This window comes from Streptomyces sp. CG 926, from assembly GCF_003148825.1.
GTDB lineage: Bacteria > Actinomycetota > Actinomycetes > Streptomycetales > Streptomycetaceae > Streptomyces.
Genome location: NZ_QGGZ01000009.1, coordinates 353,480 through 371,378 on the forward strand (window position 1 = coordinate 353,480; position 17,899 = coordinate 371,378).

The 17,899-nt window shown below is 71.5% G+C and carries 16 protein-coding genes; 12 read left to right on the top strand and 4 right to left on the bottom strand.

Features of this window, described 5'->3' with window-relative positions; translation table 11 throughout:
* Positions 1 to 9: 9 nt before the first annotated feature.
* The 3 genes from BCL76_RS24970 (at position 10) to BCL76_RS24980 (ending at position 2,087) form a co-directional block, all read left to right on the top strand.
* On the top strand, positions 10 to 813 hold the full coding sequence (locus BCL76_RS24970) for an AIM24 family protein (protein WP_109781619.1): 804 nt from the start codon (positions 10 to 12) through the stop codon (positions 811 to 813).
* Between the two features lie 63 nt (positions 814 to 876).
* Complete coding sequence (locus tag BCL76_RS24975; protein ID WP_109781678.1) at positions 877 to 1,380, top strand: MarR family winged helix-turn-helix transcriptional regulator; 504 nt, start codon at positions 877 to 879, stop codon at positions 1,378 to 1,380.
* A 125-nt stretch (positions 1,381 to 1,505) separates the two neighbouring features.
* Complete coding sequence (locus tag BCL76_RS24980) at positions 1,506 to 2,087, top strand: PepSY domain-containing protein (protein WP_109781620.1); 582 nt, start codon at positions 1,506 to 1,508, stop codon at positions 2,085 to 2,087.
* A gap of 65 nt (positions 2,088 to 2,152) precedes the next feature.
* Here BCL76_RS24980 and meaB read toward each other — a convergent pair whose 3' ends face one another.
* Both meaB and BCL76_RS24990 read right to left on the bottom strand, forming a co-directional pair.
* Positions 2,153 to 3,115 (bottom strand): methylmalonyl Co-A mutase-associated GTPase MeaB, encoded by a 963-nt coding sequence (gene meaB, locus BCL76_RS24985; protein WP_030764054.1) that lies wholly within the window; start codon positions 3,113 to 3,115, stop codon positions 2,153 to 2,155.
* Between the two features lie 105 nt (positions 3,116 to 3,220).
* Positions 3,221 to 4,420, bottom strand: coding sequence for an acetyl-CoA C-acetyltransferase (locus BCL76_RS24990; protein WP_030764056.1), 1,200 nt, complete (start codon positions 4,418 to 4,420; stop codon positions 3,221 to 3,223).
* A 135-nt stretch (positions 4,421 to 4,555) separates the two neighbouring features.
* Here BCL76_RS24990 and mce point away from each other — a divergent pair, with 135 nt between their 5' ends.
* The 7 genes from mce to BCL76_RS25025 all read left to right on the top strand — a co-directional run bounded on the left by mce (position 4,556) and on the right by BCL76_RS25025 (position 14,867).
* Entirely contained in the window at positions 4,556 to 4,984 is a 429-nt protein-coding gene (mce, locus tag BCL76_RS24995; protein ID WP_008738238.1) for a methylmalonyl-CoA epimerase, read from the top strand.
* A gap of 192 nt (positions 4,985 to 5,176) precedes the next feature.
* Positions 5,177 to 9,733 carry a polarized growth protein Scy gene (gene scy / locus BCL76_RS25000; RefSeq protein WP_181382714.1) on the top strand — a complete coding sequence of 1,519 codons (4,557 nt, stop codon included), beginning with the start codon at positions 5,177 to 5,179 and terminating at the stop codon, positions 9,731 to 9,733.
* A 195-nt stretch (positions 9,734 to 9,928) separates the two neighbouring features.
* Positions 9,929 to 10,867 (top strand): cellulose-binding protein, encoded by a 939-nt coding sequence (locus tag BCL76_RS25005; protein WP_030386920.1) that lies wholly within the window; start codon positions 9,929 to 9,931, stop codon positions 10,865 to 10,867.
* Between the two features lie 102 nt (positions 10,868 to 10,969).
* Complete coding sequence (locus tag BCL76_RS25010; RefSeq protein WP_109781621.1) at positions 10,970 to 11,965, top strand: ABC transporter ATP-binding protein; 996 nt, start codon at positions 10,970 to 10,972, stop codon at positions 11,963 to 11,965.
* A gap of 2 nt (positions 11,966 to 11,967) precedes the next feature.
* A complete protein-coding gene (locus tag BCL76_RS25015; RefSeq protein ID WP_109781622.1) occupies positions 11,968 to 12,744 on the top strand; it encodes an ABC transporter permease subunit in 777 nt (258 codons plus the stop codon).
* 153 nt (positions 12,745 to 12,897) lie between these two features.
* Complete coding sequence (locus BCL76_RS25020; protein WP_109781623.1) at positions 12,898 to 14,034, top strand: ABC transporter ATP-binding protein; 1,137 nt, start codon at positions 12,898 to 12,900, stop codon at positions 14,032 to 14,034.
* A complete protein-coding gene (locus BCL76_RS25025) occupies positions 14,031 to 14,867 on the top strand; it encodes an ABC transporter permease (protein ID WP_109781624.1) in 837 nt (278 codons plus the stop codon). Before BCL76_RS25020 ends, BCL76_RS25025 begins: the two co-directional genes overlap by 4 nt.
* A gap of 24 nt (positions 14,868 to 14,891) precedes the next feature.
* Here the strand turns inward: BCL76_RS25025 and BCL76_RS25030 are convergent, their stop codons facing one another.
* Complete coding sequence (locus BCL76_RS25030; RefSeq protein WP_030009607.1) at positions 14,892 to 15,218, bottom strand: hypothetical protein; 327 nt, start codon at positions 15,216 to 15,218, stop codon at positions 14,892 to 14,894.
* Between the two features lie 229 nt (positions 15,219 to 15,447).
* Between BCL76_RS25030 and BCL76_RS25035 the strand changes: the two genes are divergently transcribed.
* Complete coding sequence (locus BCL76_RS25035) at positions 15,448 to 16,479, top strand: LLM class flavin-dependent oxidoreductase (protein WP_109781625.1); 1,032 nt, start codon at positions 15,448 to 15,450, stop codon at positions 16,477 to 16,479.
* A gap of 94 nt (positions 16,480 to 16,573) precedes the next feature.
* Here the strand turns inward: BCL76_RS25035 and BCL76_RS25040 are convergent, their stop codons facing one another.
* Positions 16,574 to 16,966, bottom strand: a complete 393-nt coding sequence (locus BCL76_RS25040; RefSeq protein ID WP_030037139.1) for an SCO5389 family protein — start codon at positions 16,964 to 16,966, stop codon at positions 16,574 to 16,576.
* A gap of 220 nt (positions 16,967 to 17,186) precedes the next feature.
* Between BCL76_RS25040 and nucS the strand changes: the two genes are divergently transcribed.
* Positions 17,187 to 17,858: an endonuclease NucS gene (nucS, locus tag BCL76_RS25045; protein ID WP_109781626.1), complete on the top strand. Its 672-nt coding sequence runs from the start codon at positions 17,187 to 17,189 to the stop codon at positions 17,856 to 17,858.
* Positions 17,859 to 17,899: the final 41 nt, after the last annotated feature.

A 17,899-nucleotide genomic window follows, 5' to 3' on the forward strand; every position in this document is an offset into this window, starting at 1 on the left:
TTTGGCCCTGTGACCGGCGGACCGGGCGGCCCGACGGTCTTCGACCCGTACACGCTGCCCTCCGACGACAACGTGAACGCGTACACCTTCTGCGTGGAGCTCAAGGGGAGCCAGTGGTTCCTGCAGAAGGGCAAGATGATCTCGTACTACGGGAACATCGACTTCAACGGGATCGGCAACGGCCGCTTCGACCGCCTGCTGCGCACCAGCTTCCACTCGCCCCTGCACGCCAGTGACTGGGTGGTCGCCGAGGGCTCGGGCAAGATGCTGCTGGCCGACCGGGCCTTCGACGTGAACTCGTACGACCTGGACAACGGCAACCTGACGATCCGGTCGGGCAACCTGCTCGCGTACCAGCCCTCGCTCGCCCTGAAGCAGTCGATCGTCCCGGGCTTCCTGACGCTGATCGGAACCGGGAAGTTCGTGGCGGCGTCCAACGGACCGGTGGTGTTCATGGAGCCGCCGCTGCGCGTGGACCCGCAGGCGCTGGTGGGCTGGGCGGACTGCCCTTCGCCGTGCCACCACTACGACCACGGCTACATGACGGGCGTGATGGGCGGACTGCGCTCGCTGACCGGCATAGGGGGCAGCTCGGGCGAGGAGCACCAGTTCGAGTTCGTCGGCGCGGGGACGGTACTGCTGCAGTCGTCGGAGATGCTGATGGCGGAGCAGGCGATCGGCGCGGTCGGCGCCGGGGCGGCCACGGGCAACGCGCAGGGCGTTCCGGGGGCCGGTCAGGGTCCGATGGGGCAGCTGGGCGTGCCGCGGATGCCGGGACAGCTGGGTGATCTCCAGCGCCGTCTCGGACTGTGATCCCCTGACCTGAGATTTTTGTACGCAATTCAACTTTTTAGGTAGAGTTCATTCATGGAGACCATGGAGACCGATACGGCCCCCCTCCCCCAGAGTCCGTCCGGGGGCACCCGCTGGCTGACCGATGCCGAGCAGTGCGCCTGGCGCACCCACCTGGACGTCAGCAGGCTGCTGATGCACCAGCTGGAAAAGGATCTCCAGCCCTTCGGACTCACCAACAACGACTACGAGATCCTCGTGAACCTCTCGGAGTCGCAGGACCACCGGATGCGGATGAGCGATCTCGCGACCGCCACGCTGCAGTCCAAGAGCCGGCTGTCGCACCAGATCACGCGCATGGAGACGGCCGGCCTGGTCCGCCGGGTGAACTGCGAGTCCGACCGCCGCGGCCTGTACGCGGTGCTCACGGACGAGGGCATGGAGACGATGCGCCGGGTCGCCCCGCACCACGTGGCGTCCGTCCGTCAGCACTTCATCGACCTGCTGCCGCCGGAAGCCCTGGCGGCGCTGCGCGCCTCGCTGACCCCGGTCGCGGAGCACCTGCGCGACAACCGCGGCAAGGTCTGAGGCCGGGGCCGGGCCGTCCGGACCGCGCGCACTCGTCGCGCCCCGGACGGCCGTCGGCCTGACAATGGCTGGGAACGCTCGCTGCCGGCCCTTGCCCGTCGGGCCGGCCTGAGGAGGTCCAGCCTATGAAGCGTAACGTGTTCGTCTCCGCCGCCGCGTCCGTGGTCCTGCTGACCGCGGCCCCCCTGGCGACCGCCGCCACTGCGGCCGCCGACTCGGCGAGAACCGCCCCCGCGTCCGCCGCGGCCCGGGCCGACGTCTCGGCCGAGCAGGCCGTCACCGCCGCCCTCAAGAACTATCCGGGCCTGGTCGAGTCCCTCGACCGGGACGGCAACATCTGGCACGTGGACGTGATCACCAAGGACGGCAAGGGCCACGCCGAGCTGGAGGTCGACGCCGCAACGGGCAAGGTGTCCCGCAAGAACGTGGACAAGAACGAGAACCCGGGCGAACACAAGGGCCTGCTCGCGGCCAAGATCACCGCCGCGCAGGCCGCCAAGGCCGCCGTGGCCGCCCACCCGGGCACGACGTGGACCGTCGAGTGGGACTCCGACGACGACAGCGGCAAGGCCCCGTACTGGCACGTCGAGGTCAGGGGCTCCGACGGCAAGACCTGGAACGCGTCGGTGGACCCGACGACCGGCAAGGTCACCGCACAGACCGACTCCGACTCGAACTCCGACTCGAACTCCGACGACAACTCCTGATCCCCGGCCATCGGCGGGGAGCGCCGCACGCGCTCCCCACCGAGCCGTATGCCCGGGGCGGGGGCTCAGGCCTCCGTCAGCGTCGTCAGCAGCGCGTCCGCGGCCGCGTACGGGTCCAGCTCGCCCACGGCCACCCTGGCGGCCAGCGCGTCCAGGTGCGCGTCGCCGTGCACGTCCGCCATCCGCGCCCGCAGCGCGGTGACGGCGATCGTCTCGACCTCCCGGGCCGCCCGGGTGGCCCGCCGCTGGGCCAGTACGCCCCGCTCGTCCATCCACGCCCGGTGCTTCTCCAGCGCCTCGACCAGCTCGTCGATGCCCTGGCCACGGGCCGCGACCGTCTTGACGATCGGCGGCCGCCAGTCGTCCCGGCCCCGGGCCTCGCCCAGGCCCAGCATGTGGTTCAGCTCCCGGGCGGTCGCGTCGGCGCCGTCCCGGTCCGCCTTGTTGACCACGTAGACGTCGCCGATCTCCAGGATGCCCGCCTTGGCGGCCTGGATCCCGTCGCCCATCCCGGGGGCCAGCAGCACCACCGAGGTGTCGGCCTGCGAGGCGATCTCCACCTCCGACTGCCCGACCCCGACCGTCTCGACCAGGATCACCTCGCAGCCGGCCGCGTCCAGCACCCGGATCGCCTGCGGGGCGGCCCAGGCCAGGCCCCCCAGGTGGCCGCGGGTGGCCATGGAGCGGATGTAGACCCCCGGGTCCGAGGCGTGGTCCGACATCCGCACCCGGTCGCCGAGCAGCGCCCCGCCCGAGAAGGGTGAGGACGGGTCGACGGCCAGGACGCCGACCCGCTTGCCGGCCTTGCGGTACGCGGAGACGAGCGCCGAGGTCGAGGTCGACTTGCCGACGCCCGGCGACCCCGTCAGCCCCACCACGTACGCCCCGCCCGTCAGCGGGGCCAGTGCGGCCATCACCTCGCGCAGCTGCGGGGACGCCCCCTCGACCAGCGAGATCAGCCGGGCCACCGCTCTCGGCCGGCCCTCACGGGCCTGCGCCACCAGCTGGGGGACGTCCACCGCCGTCATACGTGCTGCGCTCCTCGGTTCTCGTACGGGATACGTGAGGGCCGTCGGGCCCGTGGACCGGGACCGCCGGGCCCCCGCACCAGGGCCCCGGCGGCCTCGCTCCGCCTACTTGGCGACGCGGACGATCAGCGCGTCGCCCTGGCCGCCGCCGCCGCACAGCGCGGCCGCGCCGACGCCACCGCCGCGGCGCTTCAGCTCCAGCGCCAGGTGCAGCACCACGCGGGCTCCGGACATGCCGATCGGGTGCCCCAGGGCAATGGCGCCACCGTTGACGTTCACCTTTTCCGGCGTCACGCCGAGGTCCTTCATTGACTGCACGGCGACCGCCGCGAAGGCCTCGTTGATCTCGATGAGGTCCAGGTCGGAGACCTCCAGGCCCTCCTTCTTCAGGGCGTGCAGGATCGCGTTCGACGGCTGCGACTGGAGGGAGTTGTCGGGGCCGGCCACGTTGCCGTGGGCGCCGATCTCGGCGATCCACTCCAGGCCGAGCTCCTCGGCCTTCGCCTTGCTCATCACGACCACGGCGGCGGCGCCGTCGCTGATCTGCGAGGAGGTGCCGGCGGTGATGGTGCCGTCCTTGGCGAAGGCCGGACGCAGCTTGCCGAGGGACTCCACGGTGGTCTCGGGGCGGATGCCCTCGTCGGTGGAGAAGATCACCGGGTCGCCCTTGCGCTGCGGGATCTCCACCGGGACGATCTCGGCCTCGAAGACGCCGTTCTTCTGCGCGGCCGCGGCCCGCTGGTGCGAGGAGGCGGCGAACTCGTCCTGCGGGGCGCGCTCGATGCCCAGGCGGGTGTTGTGCTTCTCGGTGGACTCGCCCATCGCGATGTTCTCGAAGGCGTCGGTGAGGCCGTCGTAGGCCATCGCGTCCAGCATCTCGACGGCGCCGTACTTGTAGCCGTCGCGGGACTTCGGCAGCAGGTGCGGGGCGTTGGTCATGGACTCCTGACCGCCCGCGACCACGATGTCGAACTCACCGGCGCGGATCAGCTGGTCGGCCAGCGCGATCGCGTCCAGGCCCGAGAGACACACCTTGTTGATCGTGAGGGCGGGCACGTTCATCGGGATGCCGGCCTTGACGGCGGCCTGGCGGGCGGGGATCTGGCCCGCGCCGGCCTGCAGCACCTGGCCCATGATCACGTACTGCACCTGGTCGCCGGAGATCCCGGCCCGGTCCAGCGCGGACTTGATGGCGAAGCCGCCGAGGTCGGCGCCCGAGAAGGACTTCAGCGAGCCGAGCAGCCGCCCCATGGGCGTGCGGGCCCCGGCGACGATCACAGAAGTGGTGTTGTTCGATCCGGACATGAGGCACAGCCCCTTGGATGAGGAGTGAACGAGGGTTTACGTGAATGTACTGGGCGGTACCTCAGCGGTCACCGGGGTGCCGGTGTGATCGCGCGCACGTTGCGTGACGACCCCCTTCGGCGGTGCACTGTCACCATGCTGACAAGAATCGACCACATCGGGATCGCCTGCTTCGACCTGGACAAGACTGTCGAGTTCTACCGTGCCACGTACGGCTTCGAGGTGTTCCACTCCGAGGTCAACGAGGAGCAGGGTGTCCGCGAGGCCATGTTGAAGATCAACGAGACGTCCGACGGCGGCGCCTCCTACCTCCAGCTCCTGGAGCCCACCCGCGAGGACTCCGCCGTGGGCAAATGGCTGGCCAAGAACGGCGAGGGCGTCCACCACATCGCCTTCGGCACCGAGGACGTCCAGGGAGACTCCGAGGCCATCCGCGGCAAGGGCGTCCGCGTCCTCTACGACCAGCCCCGCACGGGATCCATGGGGTCCTCCATCACCTTCCTGCACCCCAAGGACTGCCACGGCGTTCTCACCGAACTGGTCACCTCGAACCCCGAGCACTGACGGACCACTGATGGCCCGATTCCCCGGCCGGTAGAGTGGCCATGGCTCGGCCGGGGTTCGGTGCGGAGACGGGGTCGGGGCCTGTGATCCCTGCCCCGGTATCTGACACCATTCCCCCGGGGGCGTCGTTCAGCGGGCGAGCGATGCTCATTGGGAGTGAGCTTGCGACCAGGGGACGGATGGGACCGCGCTGTGCGGGGCTACGAAAGCCAGGAGAGCCATCAGGCCGAGGCCGACCATCTCTCGCGCTTCGAGGCCGAGATGGAGCGGCTGAAGAAGGAGCGCGGGAAGGCCGTCCAGCACGCTGAAGACCTGGGATACCAGGTCGAGGTGCTGCGCGCCAAGCTTCACGAGGTACGACGCTCACTGGCGTCCCGCCCCGCCTACGACGGCGCGGACATGGGCTACCAGGCGGAGCAGCTGCTCCGTAATGCCCAGATCCAGGCCGACCAGTTGCGTTCGGACGCCGAGCGCGAGCTTCGTGACGCCCGGGCCCAGACCCAGCGCATCCTCCAGGAGCACGCCGAGCACCAGGCGCGCCTGCAGGCCGAGCTGCACGCCGAGGCCGTCAACCGCCGTCAGCGCCTGGACCAGGAGCTGGGCGAGCGGCGCCAGACCGTCGAGGCCCACGTCAACGAGAACGTGGCCTGGGCCGAGCAGTTGCGGGCCCGTACCGAGGCTCAGGCGCGCCGGCTCATGGAGGAGTCCCGTGCCGAGGCCGAGCAGTCCCTGAACGCCGCCCGCGCCGAGGCCGCCCGGGTCGCCGAGGAGACCCGGCGCCGGATGGCCGCGGACGCCGAGGCCGCCCGCGCAGAGGCCGAGGCCACCCTGCTGCGCGCCCGCAAGGAGGCCGAGCGGCTGCTGACCGCCGCCTCCTCGCAGGCCCAGGAGGCCAGCGAGCACGCGGAGCGGCTGCGCTCCACCACCACCGCCGAGGCCGAGCACACCCGTCAGCAGACCCTGGACCTGGGCCGGCTGGCCGAATCCCGGGTGCAGGAGGCCGACTCCGCGCTGCGCGAGGCCCGCGCCGAGGCGGAGAAGCTCCTCGCGGAGGCGAAGGAGAGCTCCACCCGGCAGCTCGCGTCGGCGGAATCCGTCAACGAGCAGCGCACCCGCACCGCCAAGGAGCAGGTGGCGCGGCTGGTCGGCGAGGCCACCAAGGAGGCCGAGGCCCTCAAGGCGGAGGCCGAGCAGGCCCTGGCCGACGCCCGCGCGGACGCCGAGCGGCAGCGCACCGAGGCCGGACAGCAGGCCCGTACGGCCGCGGCCGAGGACATGGCGGCCCAGCTGGCGAAGGCCGCCCGCACGGCCGAGGACGTACTGAACAAGGCGTCGGAGGACGCCCGGGCCACCACCCGGGCCGCGTCCGAGGAGGCCGAGCGGATCCGTCGCGAGGCCGAGAGCGAGGCCGACCGGCTGCGCCTGCAGGCGGCGACCACGGCCGACGAGCTCAAGGGCGCCGCGAAGGACGACACCGAGGAGTACCGGGCCCGTACGGTCGAGCTCCAGTCGGAGGCCCGACGGCTGCGCGGCGAGGCCGAGCAGCTGCGCGCCGAGGCCGTCGCCGAGGGCGAGCGGATCCGCGGCGAGGCCCGCCGCGAGGCCGTCCAGCAGATCGAGGAGGCGGCCCGGACCGCCGAGGAGCTGCTCGGCAAGGCCAAGGCGGACGCGGACGAGCTGCGCGGCGGCGCGACCGCCGAGAGCGAGCGGGTGCGCGCCGAGGCCGTGGAGCGGGCCGGCACGCTGCGCAAGCAGGCCGAGGAGACCCTGGAGCGGACCCGCGCCGAGGCCGAGCGGCTGCGCGCCGAGGCCGAGGAGGAGGCCGAGGGCGTACGCGCCGAGGCCGACGCCGCGGCGGCCGCCCGGCGCCAGGAGACCGAGCAGGCGCTGGCCGCCAAGCGTGCGGAGGCCGACGAGGAGCTCGTACGGCTGCACACGGAGGCCGAGACCCGGCTGACGACGGCCGAGCAGACGCTGCGTGACGCCCGCGGTGCGGCGGAGAACATCCGCCGGGAGACCACCGAGGAGAACGACCGGCTGCGCGCGGAGTCGGCGGAGCGGATCCGCAGCCTGCAGACGCAGGCGGAGACCGAGGCCGACCAGCTGCGCACCGAGGCGGCGCAGGACGCCGGCCGGGTGCGCGCCGAGGCGGAGCAGTCCGCCGTGCGGCTGCGCGGCGAGGCCGAGGCCGAGGCGGAGCGGGTGCGCTCCGAGGCCCAGGAGACCGCGGACCGGCTGCGCGCGGAGGCGAAGGCCGCCGCCGAGCGGGTCGCCGAGGAGGCCGCGGAGGCGCTGGCCGCCGCGCAGGAGGAGGCCGCCCGGCGCCGCCGGGAGTCCGAGGAGACCCTGGCGTCGGCGCGGACCGACGCGGACAGCGAGCGGGCCCAGGCCCGCGAGCAGAGCGAGGAACTGCTGGCGCAGGCCCGCAAGCGCTCCGAGGAGGCACAGGCCGAGGCGGTCTGGCTGACGGAGGAGGCCGAGCGGCGCGCGTCGGAGGTCGTCTCGGCCGCGGAGGCCACCGCCCAGCAGGTACGGGACTCCGTGGCCGGGCTGCACGAGCAGGCCGAGGAGGAGATCACCGGGCTGCGCAACGCCGCCGAGCACGCGGCGGAGCGCACGCGGACGGAGGCCGACGAAGAGGCCGGCCGGGTCCGCGCCGACGCCTACGCGGAGCGGGAGCGGGCCACCGAGGACGCCAACCGGATCCGCAACGAGGCGCGGGCCGAGACGGACGCGGCGAAGGCGCTGGCGGAGCGCACGGTCGGCGAGGCCATCGCCGAGGCCGAGCAATTGCGCGGCGACACCGCCGAGTACGCGCAGCGGGTGCGTACGGAGGCCACGGACGCGCTGGCCGCCTCCGAGCGGGACGCGGCCCGGACCCGGGCGGACGCCCGGGACGACGCGAACCGGATCCGCGGCGAGGCGGCGGAGTCCCTGGAGGCCTCCCGCGCCGAGGGCGTCCGGATCACGGCCGAGGCGACGGCGGAGGCCGAGCGGCTCACCGAGGAGACCCTGGCGGCGAACGCGGCCACCCTCGCCGAGGCGAGCGCCGAGGCCGAGCGGATCACCACCGAGGCGGACGAGATCGCCGAGGCGACCCGCATCGAGGCCGCGGGCATCCTGGACGAGGCACGGGCCGAGGGCAACCGGCTGCGTACCGAGGCCGCGGAGCAGGTCGACCGGCTCATCACCGAGGCCTCCGCGGAGGCCGACCGGCTCACCGAGGAGACCCGTGCCGCGAACGCGGCCACCGTGGGCGAGGCGACGGTGGAGGCCGAGCGGCTCACCACCGCGGCGACCCGACTCAAGGCGCAGGCGGCCGAGACCCTGGCGAGCGCCGAGCGCGACGCCGCTCGGATCATGGTCGACTCGCGCGCCGAGGGCGACCGACTGATCGACGAGACCCGCGTGGCCAACGAGGCCACCGTCGCCGAGGCGACGGCGGAGGCGGACCGGGTGCGCGCCGAGGCGGCCGAGGTCCTGGACGACGCCCGCGCGGAGGGCGGCCGGATCATCGGCGAGGCCACCGCCGAGGCGGACCGCGTCACGGTCGCGGCGAACGAGACGCTGGCGAGCGCCGAGCGCGACGCCGAGCAGACGCTGGACGAGGCGCGCGCCGAGGCGAACCGGCTGCGTACCGAGGCGGCCGAGCAGGCGGACCGGCTCGTCACGGAGGCCGTGTCCGAGACGGAGAAGCTCACCGAGCAGACCCGCAAGGACAACGAGCGCACCGTCGGCGAGGCGGCCGGCGAGGCGGAGCGGCTGCGCGCGGACGCGTCGGAGGCGCTGTCCTCGGCGCAGGAGCACGCGACCCGTACCCGGTCGGAGGCCGAGCGGGTCAAGGCGCAGGCGGCGGCTGCCGCGGAGCGCACCCGCGCCGAGGCCCGTACCGAGTCCGAGCGGCTGCTGGACGAGGCCCGCGAGGCGGCCAACAAGCGCCGCAGCGAGGCCGCGGAGCAGGTCGACCGGCTCATCACGGAGGCCTCGGCGGAAGCCGAGAAGCTCACGGCCGATGCGCAGAAGCAGGCCCTCGCCGCCACCACGGCGGCCGAGGAGCAGGCCGACGCGATGGTCGACGCGGCCCGCAAGGAGGCCGTGCGGATCACCTCGGAGGCGACCGTCGAGGGCAACTCCATGGTGGAGAAGGCCCGTACGGACGCGGACGAGCTGCTGGTCGGCGCGCGCACGGACGCGGCCGCCATAAGAGAACGGGCGGAGGAGCTGCGCGGCCGGGTCGAGGGCGAGGTCGAGGAGCTGCACGAGCGGGCCCGCCGGGAGTCGGCCGAGCAGATGAAGTCGGCCGGCGAGCGCGTGGACAAGCTGGTGCGCGCGGCGACGGAGCAGAGCGTCGAGGCCGAGGCGAAGGCCAAGGAGCTCGTGTCGGACGCGAGCAGCGAGGCGAGCAAGGTGCGCATCGCCGCGGTCCGCAAGGCGGAGGCGCTGCTCAAGGAGGCCGAGCAGAAGAAGGCGGAGCTGGCCCGGGAGGCCGAGAGCGCGCTCGCCGAGGCCAAGGCGGAGGCGGAGCAGCTCGTCGACGAGGGTCGCCGTGAGCTGGAGGTCCTGGTGCGCCGCCGCGAGGACATTCAGGCGGAGATCTCCCGTGTCCAGGACGTTCTTGAGGCGTTGGAATCATTCGAGGCGCCTTCGGGCGGGGGAAAGCCGGCGGTCGGTGGCCAGGGCGCGGGGGGCATGAAGGCCGGCGCGACTGCGGGATCCACTCGTTCGGGTGGCAAGGCGTCGGATGGGTAGCCAAATGCTCCGAGGTGTGTGCACCTGATGAAGGTTCAGGCGAACGGGTGACAAGCGTTCTGCTGTCTTGCCACTCGAAAGGGGTGTCATTGTCCAGATCAAACGCGGATTGACTCGATGACACGCCGTCCGGGCGCCTAGGATTCCCCTAACACCTCACGTAGCACCTCATCGGTCTCATTCGACAGGAACCCCATGAGCGACACTTCCTCCCCCTTCGGCTTCGAGCTCGTGCGGCGTGGTTACGACCGTGGTCAGGTGGACGACCGCATTACCAAGCTGGTCTCCGACCGCGACAGCGCCCTTGGACGTATCAACTCTCTGGAAAAGCGGATCGAGGAGTTGCACCTCGAGACGCAGAACGCCCAGGCCCAGGTGAACGACGCCGAGCCGTCGTACGCCGGCCTCGGCGCCCGGGTCGAGAAGATCCTGCGGCTGGCCGAGGAGGAGGCGAAGGACCTGCGCGAGGAGGCCCGTCGCGCGGCCGAGCAGCACCGTGAGCTCGCCGAGTCGGCCGCCCAGCAGGTGCGCAACGACGCCGAGTCGTTCGCCGCCGACCGCAAGTCGAAGGCGGAGGACGAGGGCGTCCGCATCGTCGAGAAGGCCAAGGGCGACGCGTCGACCCTGCGCGCCGAGGCCCAGAAGGACGCGGCCTCCAAGCGCGAGGAGGCCGACGCCCTCTTCGAGGAGACCCGCGCCAAGGCCGCCCAGGCCGCCGCGGACTTCGAGACCAACCTGGCCAAGCGCCGCGAGCAGTCCGAGCGCGACCTGGCCTCCCGTCAGGCCAAGGCCGAGAAGCGTCTCGCGGAGATCGAGCACCGCGCCGAGCAGCTGCGCCTGGAGGCCGAGAAGCTGCGTACGGACGCGGAGCGCCGGGCCCGTCAGACCGTGGAGACCGCGCAGCGTCAGGCCGAGGACATCGTGGCCGACGCCAACGCCAAGGCGGACCGCATCCGCAGCGAGTCCGAGCGCGAGCTGGCGGCGCTCACCAACCGCCGCGACTCGATCAACGCGCAGCTGACCAACGTCCGCGAGATGCTGGCGACGCTCACCGGTGCGGCCGTCGCGGCGGCCAACCCGATCGTGGACGACGAGCCCGTCACCCGCGGCGTCCCGGCTCAGCAGAGCCGCTGATTACCGGCGGGTAGCACGCGGCACCCGTCGTGCGCCCGATCGAGGGCCCTATGTCACCCTTTTGAGGTGGCGTAGGGCCCTCGGGCGTTCTAGCGTGTCCGCATGATCGAGCTTGAGGGCCTTACCAAACGATTCGGCACGACGACCGCCGTGGACCACCTCAGCTTCCAGATCCGACCGGGGGTGGTGACCGGCTTCCTGGGCCCGAACGGCGCGGGCAAGTCGACGACGATGCGCATGATGCTCGACCTCGACAACCCGACCAGCGGCACGGTCCGGGTGTACGGGAAGCACTACCGCGACCTGTCGGAGCCGCTGAAGCACGTCGGGGCGCTGCTGGACGCGAAGGCCATGCACGGTGGCCGAAGTGCGTACAACAACCTTCTCTGTCTGGCCCAGTCGAACCGCATCCCGCGGCAGCGGGTGGACGAGGTGCTGGACCTGGTCGGCCTGACGGCCGTGGCGAAGAAGAAGTCCAAAGGTTTTTCGCTCGGAATGAGCCAACGGCTGGGAATCGCCTCCGCATTGCTGGGCGATCCGGAAATCCTGATGTTCGACGAGCCGGTCAACGGCCTGGATCCCGAGGGAATTCTCTGGATCCGCAATCTGATGAAGGGTCTGGCGGCGGAGGGAAGGACGATCTTCGTCTCCTCCCACCTGATGAGCGAAATGGCGCTGACCGCAGATCATTTGGTCGTCATCGGGCAAGGAAAGCTGCTGGCGGACCTGCCGATGGCCGATTTCATCCAGCAGAACTCGCGCAGCTACGTACGGCTGCGCTCGCCGCAGCAGGAGCGGCTGAAGGACGTCCTGCACGAGGCCGGGATCAACGCGGTGAGCGTCCCCGCCACCGGAACCCTGGAGATCGACGGCGCGAGTGCGGAGCAGCTCGGCGAGCTGGCCGCCCAGCACCAGATCGTGCTGCACGAACTCAGCCCGCAACGGGCATCACTGGAGGAAGCGTTCATGCGTATGACGGCGGACTCCGTCGAGTACCACGCCCACGCCCCGGGCATGGCTGCCGACAACCCGGCCCGGCCGGCCGACGTCCCCGCCTGGGGCGCCGGCTTCGAGGCGACCCGCAAGGCCGGTGAGTGAGCATGGCCTTCACCGCCGTCATGCAGTCCGAGTGGACCAAGATCCGCACGGTCGCCTCCACCACCTGGACCCTCGCCCTGGCCCTGATCGTCACCGCCGGCTTCGGCGCCCTGATCTCCGTCGCGGTCGCGTCGGCCTTCGACGACATGAGCCAGATCGAACGGGCCACCTTCGACCCCACCCTGGTGAGCTTCACCGGCATGCAGTTCGGCCAGCTGGCGATGATCGTCTTCGGCGTGCTGGTGGTCAGCACCGAATACAGCACGAGCATGATCCGAACCTCGCTCGCCGCCGTACCCGCCCGCGGGAGCTTCCTGTTCGCCAAGCTCACCGTGGCCACGTTGCTGGCCCTGCTGGTCGGGCTGCTGACCAGCTTCCTGTCGTTCTTCCTCAGTCAGGCGATCCTGGGCGACCACGGCACCGGTCTCGGCGGGGAGCACGTCCTGCGCGCGGTCGTCGGCGCCGGCGTGTACATGGCACTCCTGGCCCTGTTCTCCATGGGTGTCGCCGCCATGCTGCGCAGCTCGGTCGCCTCGATCAGCATCCTGATCCCGTTCTTCCTGATCGTCACGACCGTCCTCAACGCCTTCGACGCGACCCGCAAGTACGGCCAGTACCTGCCCACGGCGGCCGGATCGAAGATCATGCAGGTCGTACCGGACGCCATGGGCACGCCGGAGGCCCCGTACGGGCCGTGGGGCGGGCTCGGGATCATGCTCCTGTGGGTGGCCGCCGCGGTACTCGGGGGCTACCTCGTCCTCAAGAAGAGGGACGCGTGACGGCCGGGCCCCCGCAGAAGTACTACGGGTGATCCCCGGGTCGGACTCAGGGGCAGCTCAGGGATCCGGCCCGGGACGGAACCGCTGGAACCTCGTTATCCTCTTAACCCTTACGCGGGCGAAAGTCGTCCCGGCCTGGTAAGGGGCAACAAGATGATCGAGGCAGTCGGCCTGACCAAGCGCTTCGGCGCCAAGACCGCCGTCGACCAGCTGTCCTTCCAGGTCAAGCCGGGTCACGTCACCGGATTCCTGGGGCCCAACGGCTCCGGGAAGTCCACCACCATGCGCATGATCGTCGGACTGGACCGGCCCACGACCGGTCATGTCACGATCAACGGCCGACCCTTCCGGGAGCTGCCGAACGCCCAGCGCCACGTCGGGGCCCTGCTCGACGCGAAGGCCGTGCACGGCGGCCGCCGGGCCCGGACCCATCTGCTCTCCATCGCCCAGCTCTCCGGGATCCCGGAGAAGCGGGTGGACGAGGTGCTGGCCGTGGTCGGCCTCCAGGACGCCGCCCGGCAGCGTACGAAGGGGTTCTCGCTCGGTATGGGCCAGCGGCTCGGCATCGCCACCGCGCTGCTCGGCGACCCGCAGGTGCTCCTGTTCGACGAGCCGGTCAACGGGCTCGACCCCGAGGGCATCCTCTGGGTCCGCAACCTGATGCGCCGCCTCGCCTCCGAGGGCCGCACCGTCTTCGTCTCCTCGCACCTGATGAGCGAGATGGCGCTGACCGCCGACCACCTGATCGTGATCGGTCGGGGGCGGCTGCTGGCCGACATGGGCACCCAGGAGTTCATCGCGCACAACTCGGCCGGATTCGCTCGGGTGCGGACGGCCGACACCGATCCTGATGGCTGGGACACGCTGGGTAAGGCCCTCACCAAAGCGGGCGGGCGGGTCCTCCAGGAGCCCGACGGAGCACTGCGCGTGACCGGCCTGGAGCTGCCGCGCATCTCCGACCTCGCGCACGAGGCCGGCGTACGGCTGTGGGAGCTGTCACCGCACCGGGCCTCGCTGGAGGAGGCGTACATGCGGATGACCCAGTCCACCGTCGAGTACACCTCCACCGACGACCCGCGGGCCGAGCTGTGGGAGCCGGAGCCGCTCACCGTCCCCGCCTGGGAGGAGGAGGAAGAGGCGCAGGCCGCTCCCGAGGTCCCCCGGACCGGCTTCTACGCTCCCCCGCCCCCCGGGGCGGGCGGGCAGCCCTTCCTGATGCCCGGCAAGCCGGACGAGCTCGCCAGCACCACCAGGAACACCACCCCGCGCACCCCCGAGGACACCCGATGACCCCGACGACCACGACGGCGGAGCAGCACGGGAGCTACAGCTCCTCCCTCGCCACGCCGCGGCCGCACCTGGGGCACGCGATGGCCTCGGAGTGGACCAAGCTGGTCTCGCTCCGCTCCACCCTGTGGACGCTGGGTTCGCTCGTGCTGACCGTGGTCGGCGTCGGTCTGACCGTCGTCTCGCAGACCTCGGCCGAGGACTTCACGCAGATCAACTTCACCACGCCCGCGCTGATCGGCCTGCTGGTCGGGCAGCTCGCGGTGATCGTCCTCGGGGTGCTGACGATCAGCTCGGAGCACGGCACCGGGCTGGTGCGGACCACGTTCACGGCCGCCCCGGACCGGTACCGGGTGCTCACGGCCAAGTACCTCGTCTTCAGCATGGTGGCCTTCGTCATCACCGCGCTGTCGGTCTTCGTGGTCGGGGTCACCGCGGCGGTGATGCGCGGGGGCTCCGCGTCCGGCCCGCACGCGGCCGGCGAGTGGTTCGGGGCGCTGCTCGGCTGCGGCTACGTCACCCTGCTCGGCGTGCTGGCACTGGCGATCGGCGCGCTGGTGCGGCACTCGGCCGGGGCGATCGCGGTGATGCTGGGCCTGGTCACGCTGCCGCCGGTGATAGGGGCCATGCTCAGCATGTGGCAGGCCGTCGCCTCCGCCGGCGAGCTCATCCTGCGCCACAACGTGCCGGTGGCACTGATGACGCTGTTCGGCCTGCCGCAGGGCGGCGACATCGGCCCGGAGCCGAGCGCCCTCTCGCACGTGCTGCTCATCGTGCTGGTCACCGGGGGCGCGGTGGCCGCGTCGTACGTGATCGTCGGCCGCCGGGACGTGTAGGCGCCCGGGGGAACATCGGCCCGGTCAGTACCGGGGAGCGTTGCGGGACCGCTGCACCTTCGAGGTGCGGCGGTCCTTCGCGTTCCAGCAGGCCTTGTGCCAGTGCCGGCGGTCGTCCACGCCGCCGTACTCGGGCCAGGCCACCAGGTGCGGGGTGCCGGAGGGGATCTCCTGGTCGCAGCCGGGGCAGCGGTAGCGCTTGCCCGCCGCGCTCGCGCCGGCCACGTGCCGGACCTTCCAGTCCTCCCCCTGGTACTCCTCCGTGCGCTCCAGCCCGTAGCGGTCGAGGCCGGTGCTGGGGCGTTCGTCCGGGGTCTCGCCGCCCCTGGGGCGGTTGTTGCGCGGTGACACGTATACCTCACGGATGGGCGGACGGCAGTGACTTTCTCCCAGACTACGCGCAGCGAGGCCGGGTACCCGCAGGGTTGCCGAGGAAGACGGCCGCGCGACGAGCAATGGCCCGACAATCCCAATAACTTTCCTGTCAGCCCGTGCCTTTGGCACGTGTCAGACGTTGTTGCCATAGGAAGAACCGGTCCACCTGGGGGAGGCCGCGTCAGCCGCGAGGAGGCTATAGGCGATGCGCGTAGGAGCGTTTGTACTGGCGGCCCAGTTCCCGGGCCAGGGACAGGGAGAAGCACTGCACCGGGCGGTGCGGACCGCCGAGGTGGCCGAGGAGGCCGGGCTCGACTCGGTCTGGCTCGCCGAGCACCACTTCGTCCCGTACGGGGTCTGCCCCTCGGCGGCGACCCTGGCGGCCCTGCTGCTGGGCCGGACCCGGCGGCTGCGCGTGGGCACGGCGGTGAGCGTGCTGCCGAGCACGCACCCGGTGGCGCTCGGGGAGCAGGCCGCCCTGCTGCACCTGACCTCGGGCGGCAGGTTCACCCTCGGGGTGGGCCGGGGCGGGCCGTGGGTGGACCTGGAGGTCTTCGGGGGCGGCCTGGACAGCTACGAGAACGGTTTCCCGGAGGCCCTGGACCTGCTGCGGCGCTGGCTGACGGAGGCCCGGGTGGGCGCCGCCGGCGAGCGGTACGGATTCCGCGAGGTGGCCGTCGTACCGCGCCCCTCGGAAGCCCTGGACGGGGACACGGCGGGGCCCGAGGTCATCGTGGCCTGCACCTCCCCGGCGTCCGTCCGGATGGCCGCGGAGCGGGGGCTGTCGATGCTCCTCGGGATGCACTGCGGGGACGAGAGCAAGGCCGAGATGGTCGCGCTGTGGCGCAGCACGGCGCTGGCGGCGGGTCACTCGCGCGAACGCGTCGAGGACGCGGGACACGTCTCCGCCGGGGTGTGCCAGATCGCCGACCGTACGGCGGACGCGCGCGAGACCCTGCTGAAGGCGATGCCGGGCTGGCTCAAGCAGGGCCTCGACGCGCATGTGACGGTGGACGGCAGGGTGCGCGCGATGCGGGATCCGGTCGCCTACACGGAACTGCTCTGCGACCTGCACCCGGTGGGCACCCCGCAGGTGGCGGCGGACCGGCTGGCGGCCACGTCGGCACGGACGGGCATCACGCGCTTCGCCCTCCTGACGGAGGGCTCCGGAGATCTCGCCGCGACGGAGGAGAACGTACGACGACTCGGCGCCGAGGTCCTTCCCCGTCTCGACTGAGATCCACCGGTCCTACCTGGGCCGTTTCTTTCGGATCACGCCGGTGGGCCCGGACATGATCCGAAAGAGGCGGCCGGGACACGGCCGAGCCGGTCTAGCAGTCCCGCAGCTCGGGCGACTGGTTGAGCAGCTGACCGCGGATCGAAGTGAACTTGGCCAGCCGGTCGTCCACCGAGGGATCCAGCGGGAACACCGCCACCCGGTGACAGTTCTGGAATGCCAGGCGCACTCCGAAGTGCCGCTGCAGCGCACCGCGTATCGCGTCACTCGCGAGGGCGCGCAGCAGCTGCCCTCGCGCCTGCTCGTCCGGCGGCGGCGTCTGGTTGTCGGCGAACTGTCCGCCGTCCACCTTCAGCTGAGCCACCAGCGAGCTGATCATCTCCCACGCGAAGGGCAGGGAGGTCCGGACGCAGTCGACGAAAGCGGCTTCGTCGACCTCGCCTCGCTCGGCCTGTTCGAGTAGGGCCGGTGAGACGTCGAGCGACATGGGTTCTCCTCTCGCGACCCCGGCTGTTCGGATTGCCGGAGTCTTACGGGCAGGGAAGGAGGTCGCGACGCAGAGTGCACGCTCGACAACCTCCCGCTCACCACGGTAGGCGTCCCATCGGTGACGCACCAGGAGAATGCGCATACAACGCGCCATCGGCGAACGGGGCTTTCAGGGGCGAATCGCGTGAAGGCCTTCTCGTCGAGTAGCGTTGCCGACCATGCGTCTCGTCATTGCCCGCTGCTCCGTCGACTACGCGGGCCGGCTCACCGCCCATCTGCCCTCGGCACCCCGTCTGATCCTCGTGAAGGCTGACGGCAGTGTCTCGATCCACGCGGACGACCGAGCGTACAAACCGCTCAACTGGATGTCGCCGCCGTGCACCCTCAAGGAGGGGAGCGGCGATGAGGCCAACATCTGGACGGTCATCAACAAGGCGGGCGAGAAGCTCATCATCACCATGGAGGAAGTCCTCCACGACTCCTCCCACGAGCTGGGCATCGACCCGGGGCTCATCAAGGACGGCGTCGAGGCGCACCTCCAGGAACTGCTGGCGGACCGCATCGAGACGCTGGGCGAGGGCTACACGCTGATCCGACGCGAATACATGACGGCGATCGGCCCGGTGGACATCCTGTGCCGGGACGCCTCGGGCGCGACGGTGGCCGTGGAGATCAAGCGCCGCGGTGAGATCGACGGTGTCGAGCAGCTGACGCGCTACCTCGAACTCCTCAACCGCGACCCGCACCTGGCCCCGGTCCGGGGCGTCTTCGCGGCCCAGGAGATCAAGCCGCAGGCGAAGGTCCTGGCGACGGACCGCGGCATGGACTGCGTGGTCCTGGACTACAACGCGATGCGCGGCATCGAGGACGACAAGCTCCGCCTGTTCTGATCCCTCGCTCCACCCCGCACACCATGGCTCCGTCCCTCGGG

Excerpts from the sequence above, each read along its gene's own strand:
- BCL76_RS25010 (WP_109781621.1), top strand. The coding sequence starts at position 10,970 with ATGATCGAGCTTGAGGGCCTTACCAAACGATTCGGCACGACGACCGCC.
- BCL76_RS24975 (WP_109781678.1), top strand. The coding sequence starts at position 877 with ATGGAGACCGATACGGCCCCCCTCCCCCAGAGTCCGTCCGGGGGCACC.
- BCL76_RS25015 (WP_109781622.1), top strand. The coding sequence starts at position 11,968 with ATGGCCTTCACCGCCGTCATGCAGTCCGAGTGGACCAAGATCCGCACG.
- meaB (WP_030764054.1), bottom strand. The coding sequence starts at position 3,115 with ATGACGGCGGTGGACGTCCCCCAGCTGGTGGCGCAGGCCCGTGAGGGC.
- nucS (WP_109781626.1), top strand. The coding sequence starts at position 17,187 with ATGCGTCTCGTCATTGCCCGCTGCTCCGTCGACTACGCGGGCCGGCTC.
- BCL76_RS25020 (WP_109781623.1), top strand. The coding sequence starts at position 12,898 with ATGATCGAGGCAGTCGGCCTGACCAAGCGCTTCGGCGCCAAGACCGCC.
- BCL76_RS25025 (WP_109781624.1), top strand. The coding sequence starts at position 14,031 with ATGACCCCGACGACCACGACGGCGGAGCAGCACGGGAGCTACAGCTCC.
- BCL76_RS25040 (WP_030037139.1), bottom strand. The coding sequence starts at position 16,966 with ATGTCGCTCGACGTCTCACCGGCCCTACTCGAACAGGCCGAGCGAGGC.
- BCL76_RS24980 (WP_109781620.1), top strand. The coding sequence starts at position 1,506 with ATGAAGCGTAACGTGTTCGTCTCCGCCGCCGCGTCCGTGGTCCTGCTG.
- mce (WP_008738238.1), top strand. The coding sequence starts at position 4,556 with ATGCTGACAAGAATCGACCACATCGGGATCGCCTGCTTCGACCTGGAC.
- BCL76_RS24990 (WP_030764056.1), bottom strand. The coding sequence starts at position 4,420 with ATGTCCGGATCGAACAACACCACTTCTGTGATCGTCGCCGGGGCCCGC.
- BCL76_RS25005 (WP_030386920.1), top strand. The coding sequence starts at position 9,929 with ATGAGCGACACTTCCTCCCCCTTCGGCTTCGAGCTCGTGCGGCGTGGT.
- BCL76_RS25035 (WP_109781625.1), top strand. The coding sequence starts at position 15,448 with ATGCGCGTAGGAGCGTTTGTACTGGCGGCCCAGTTCCCGGGCCAGGGA.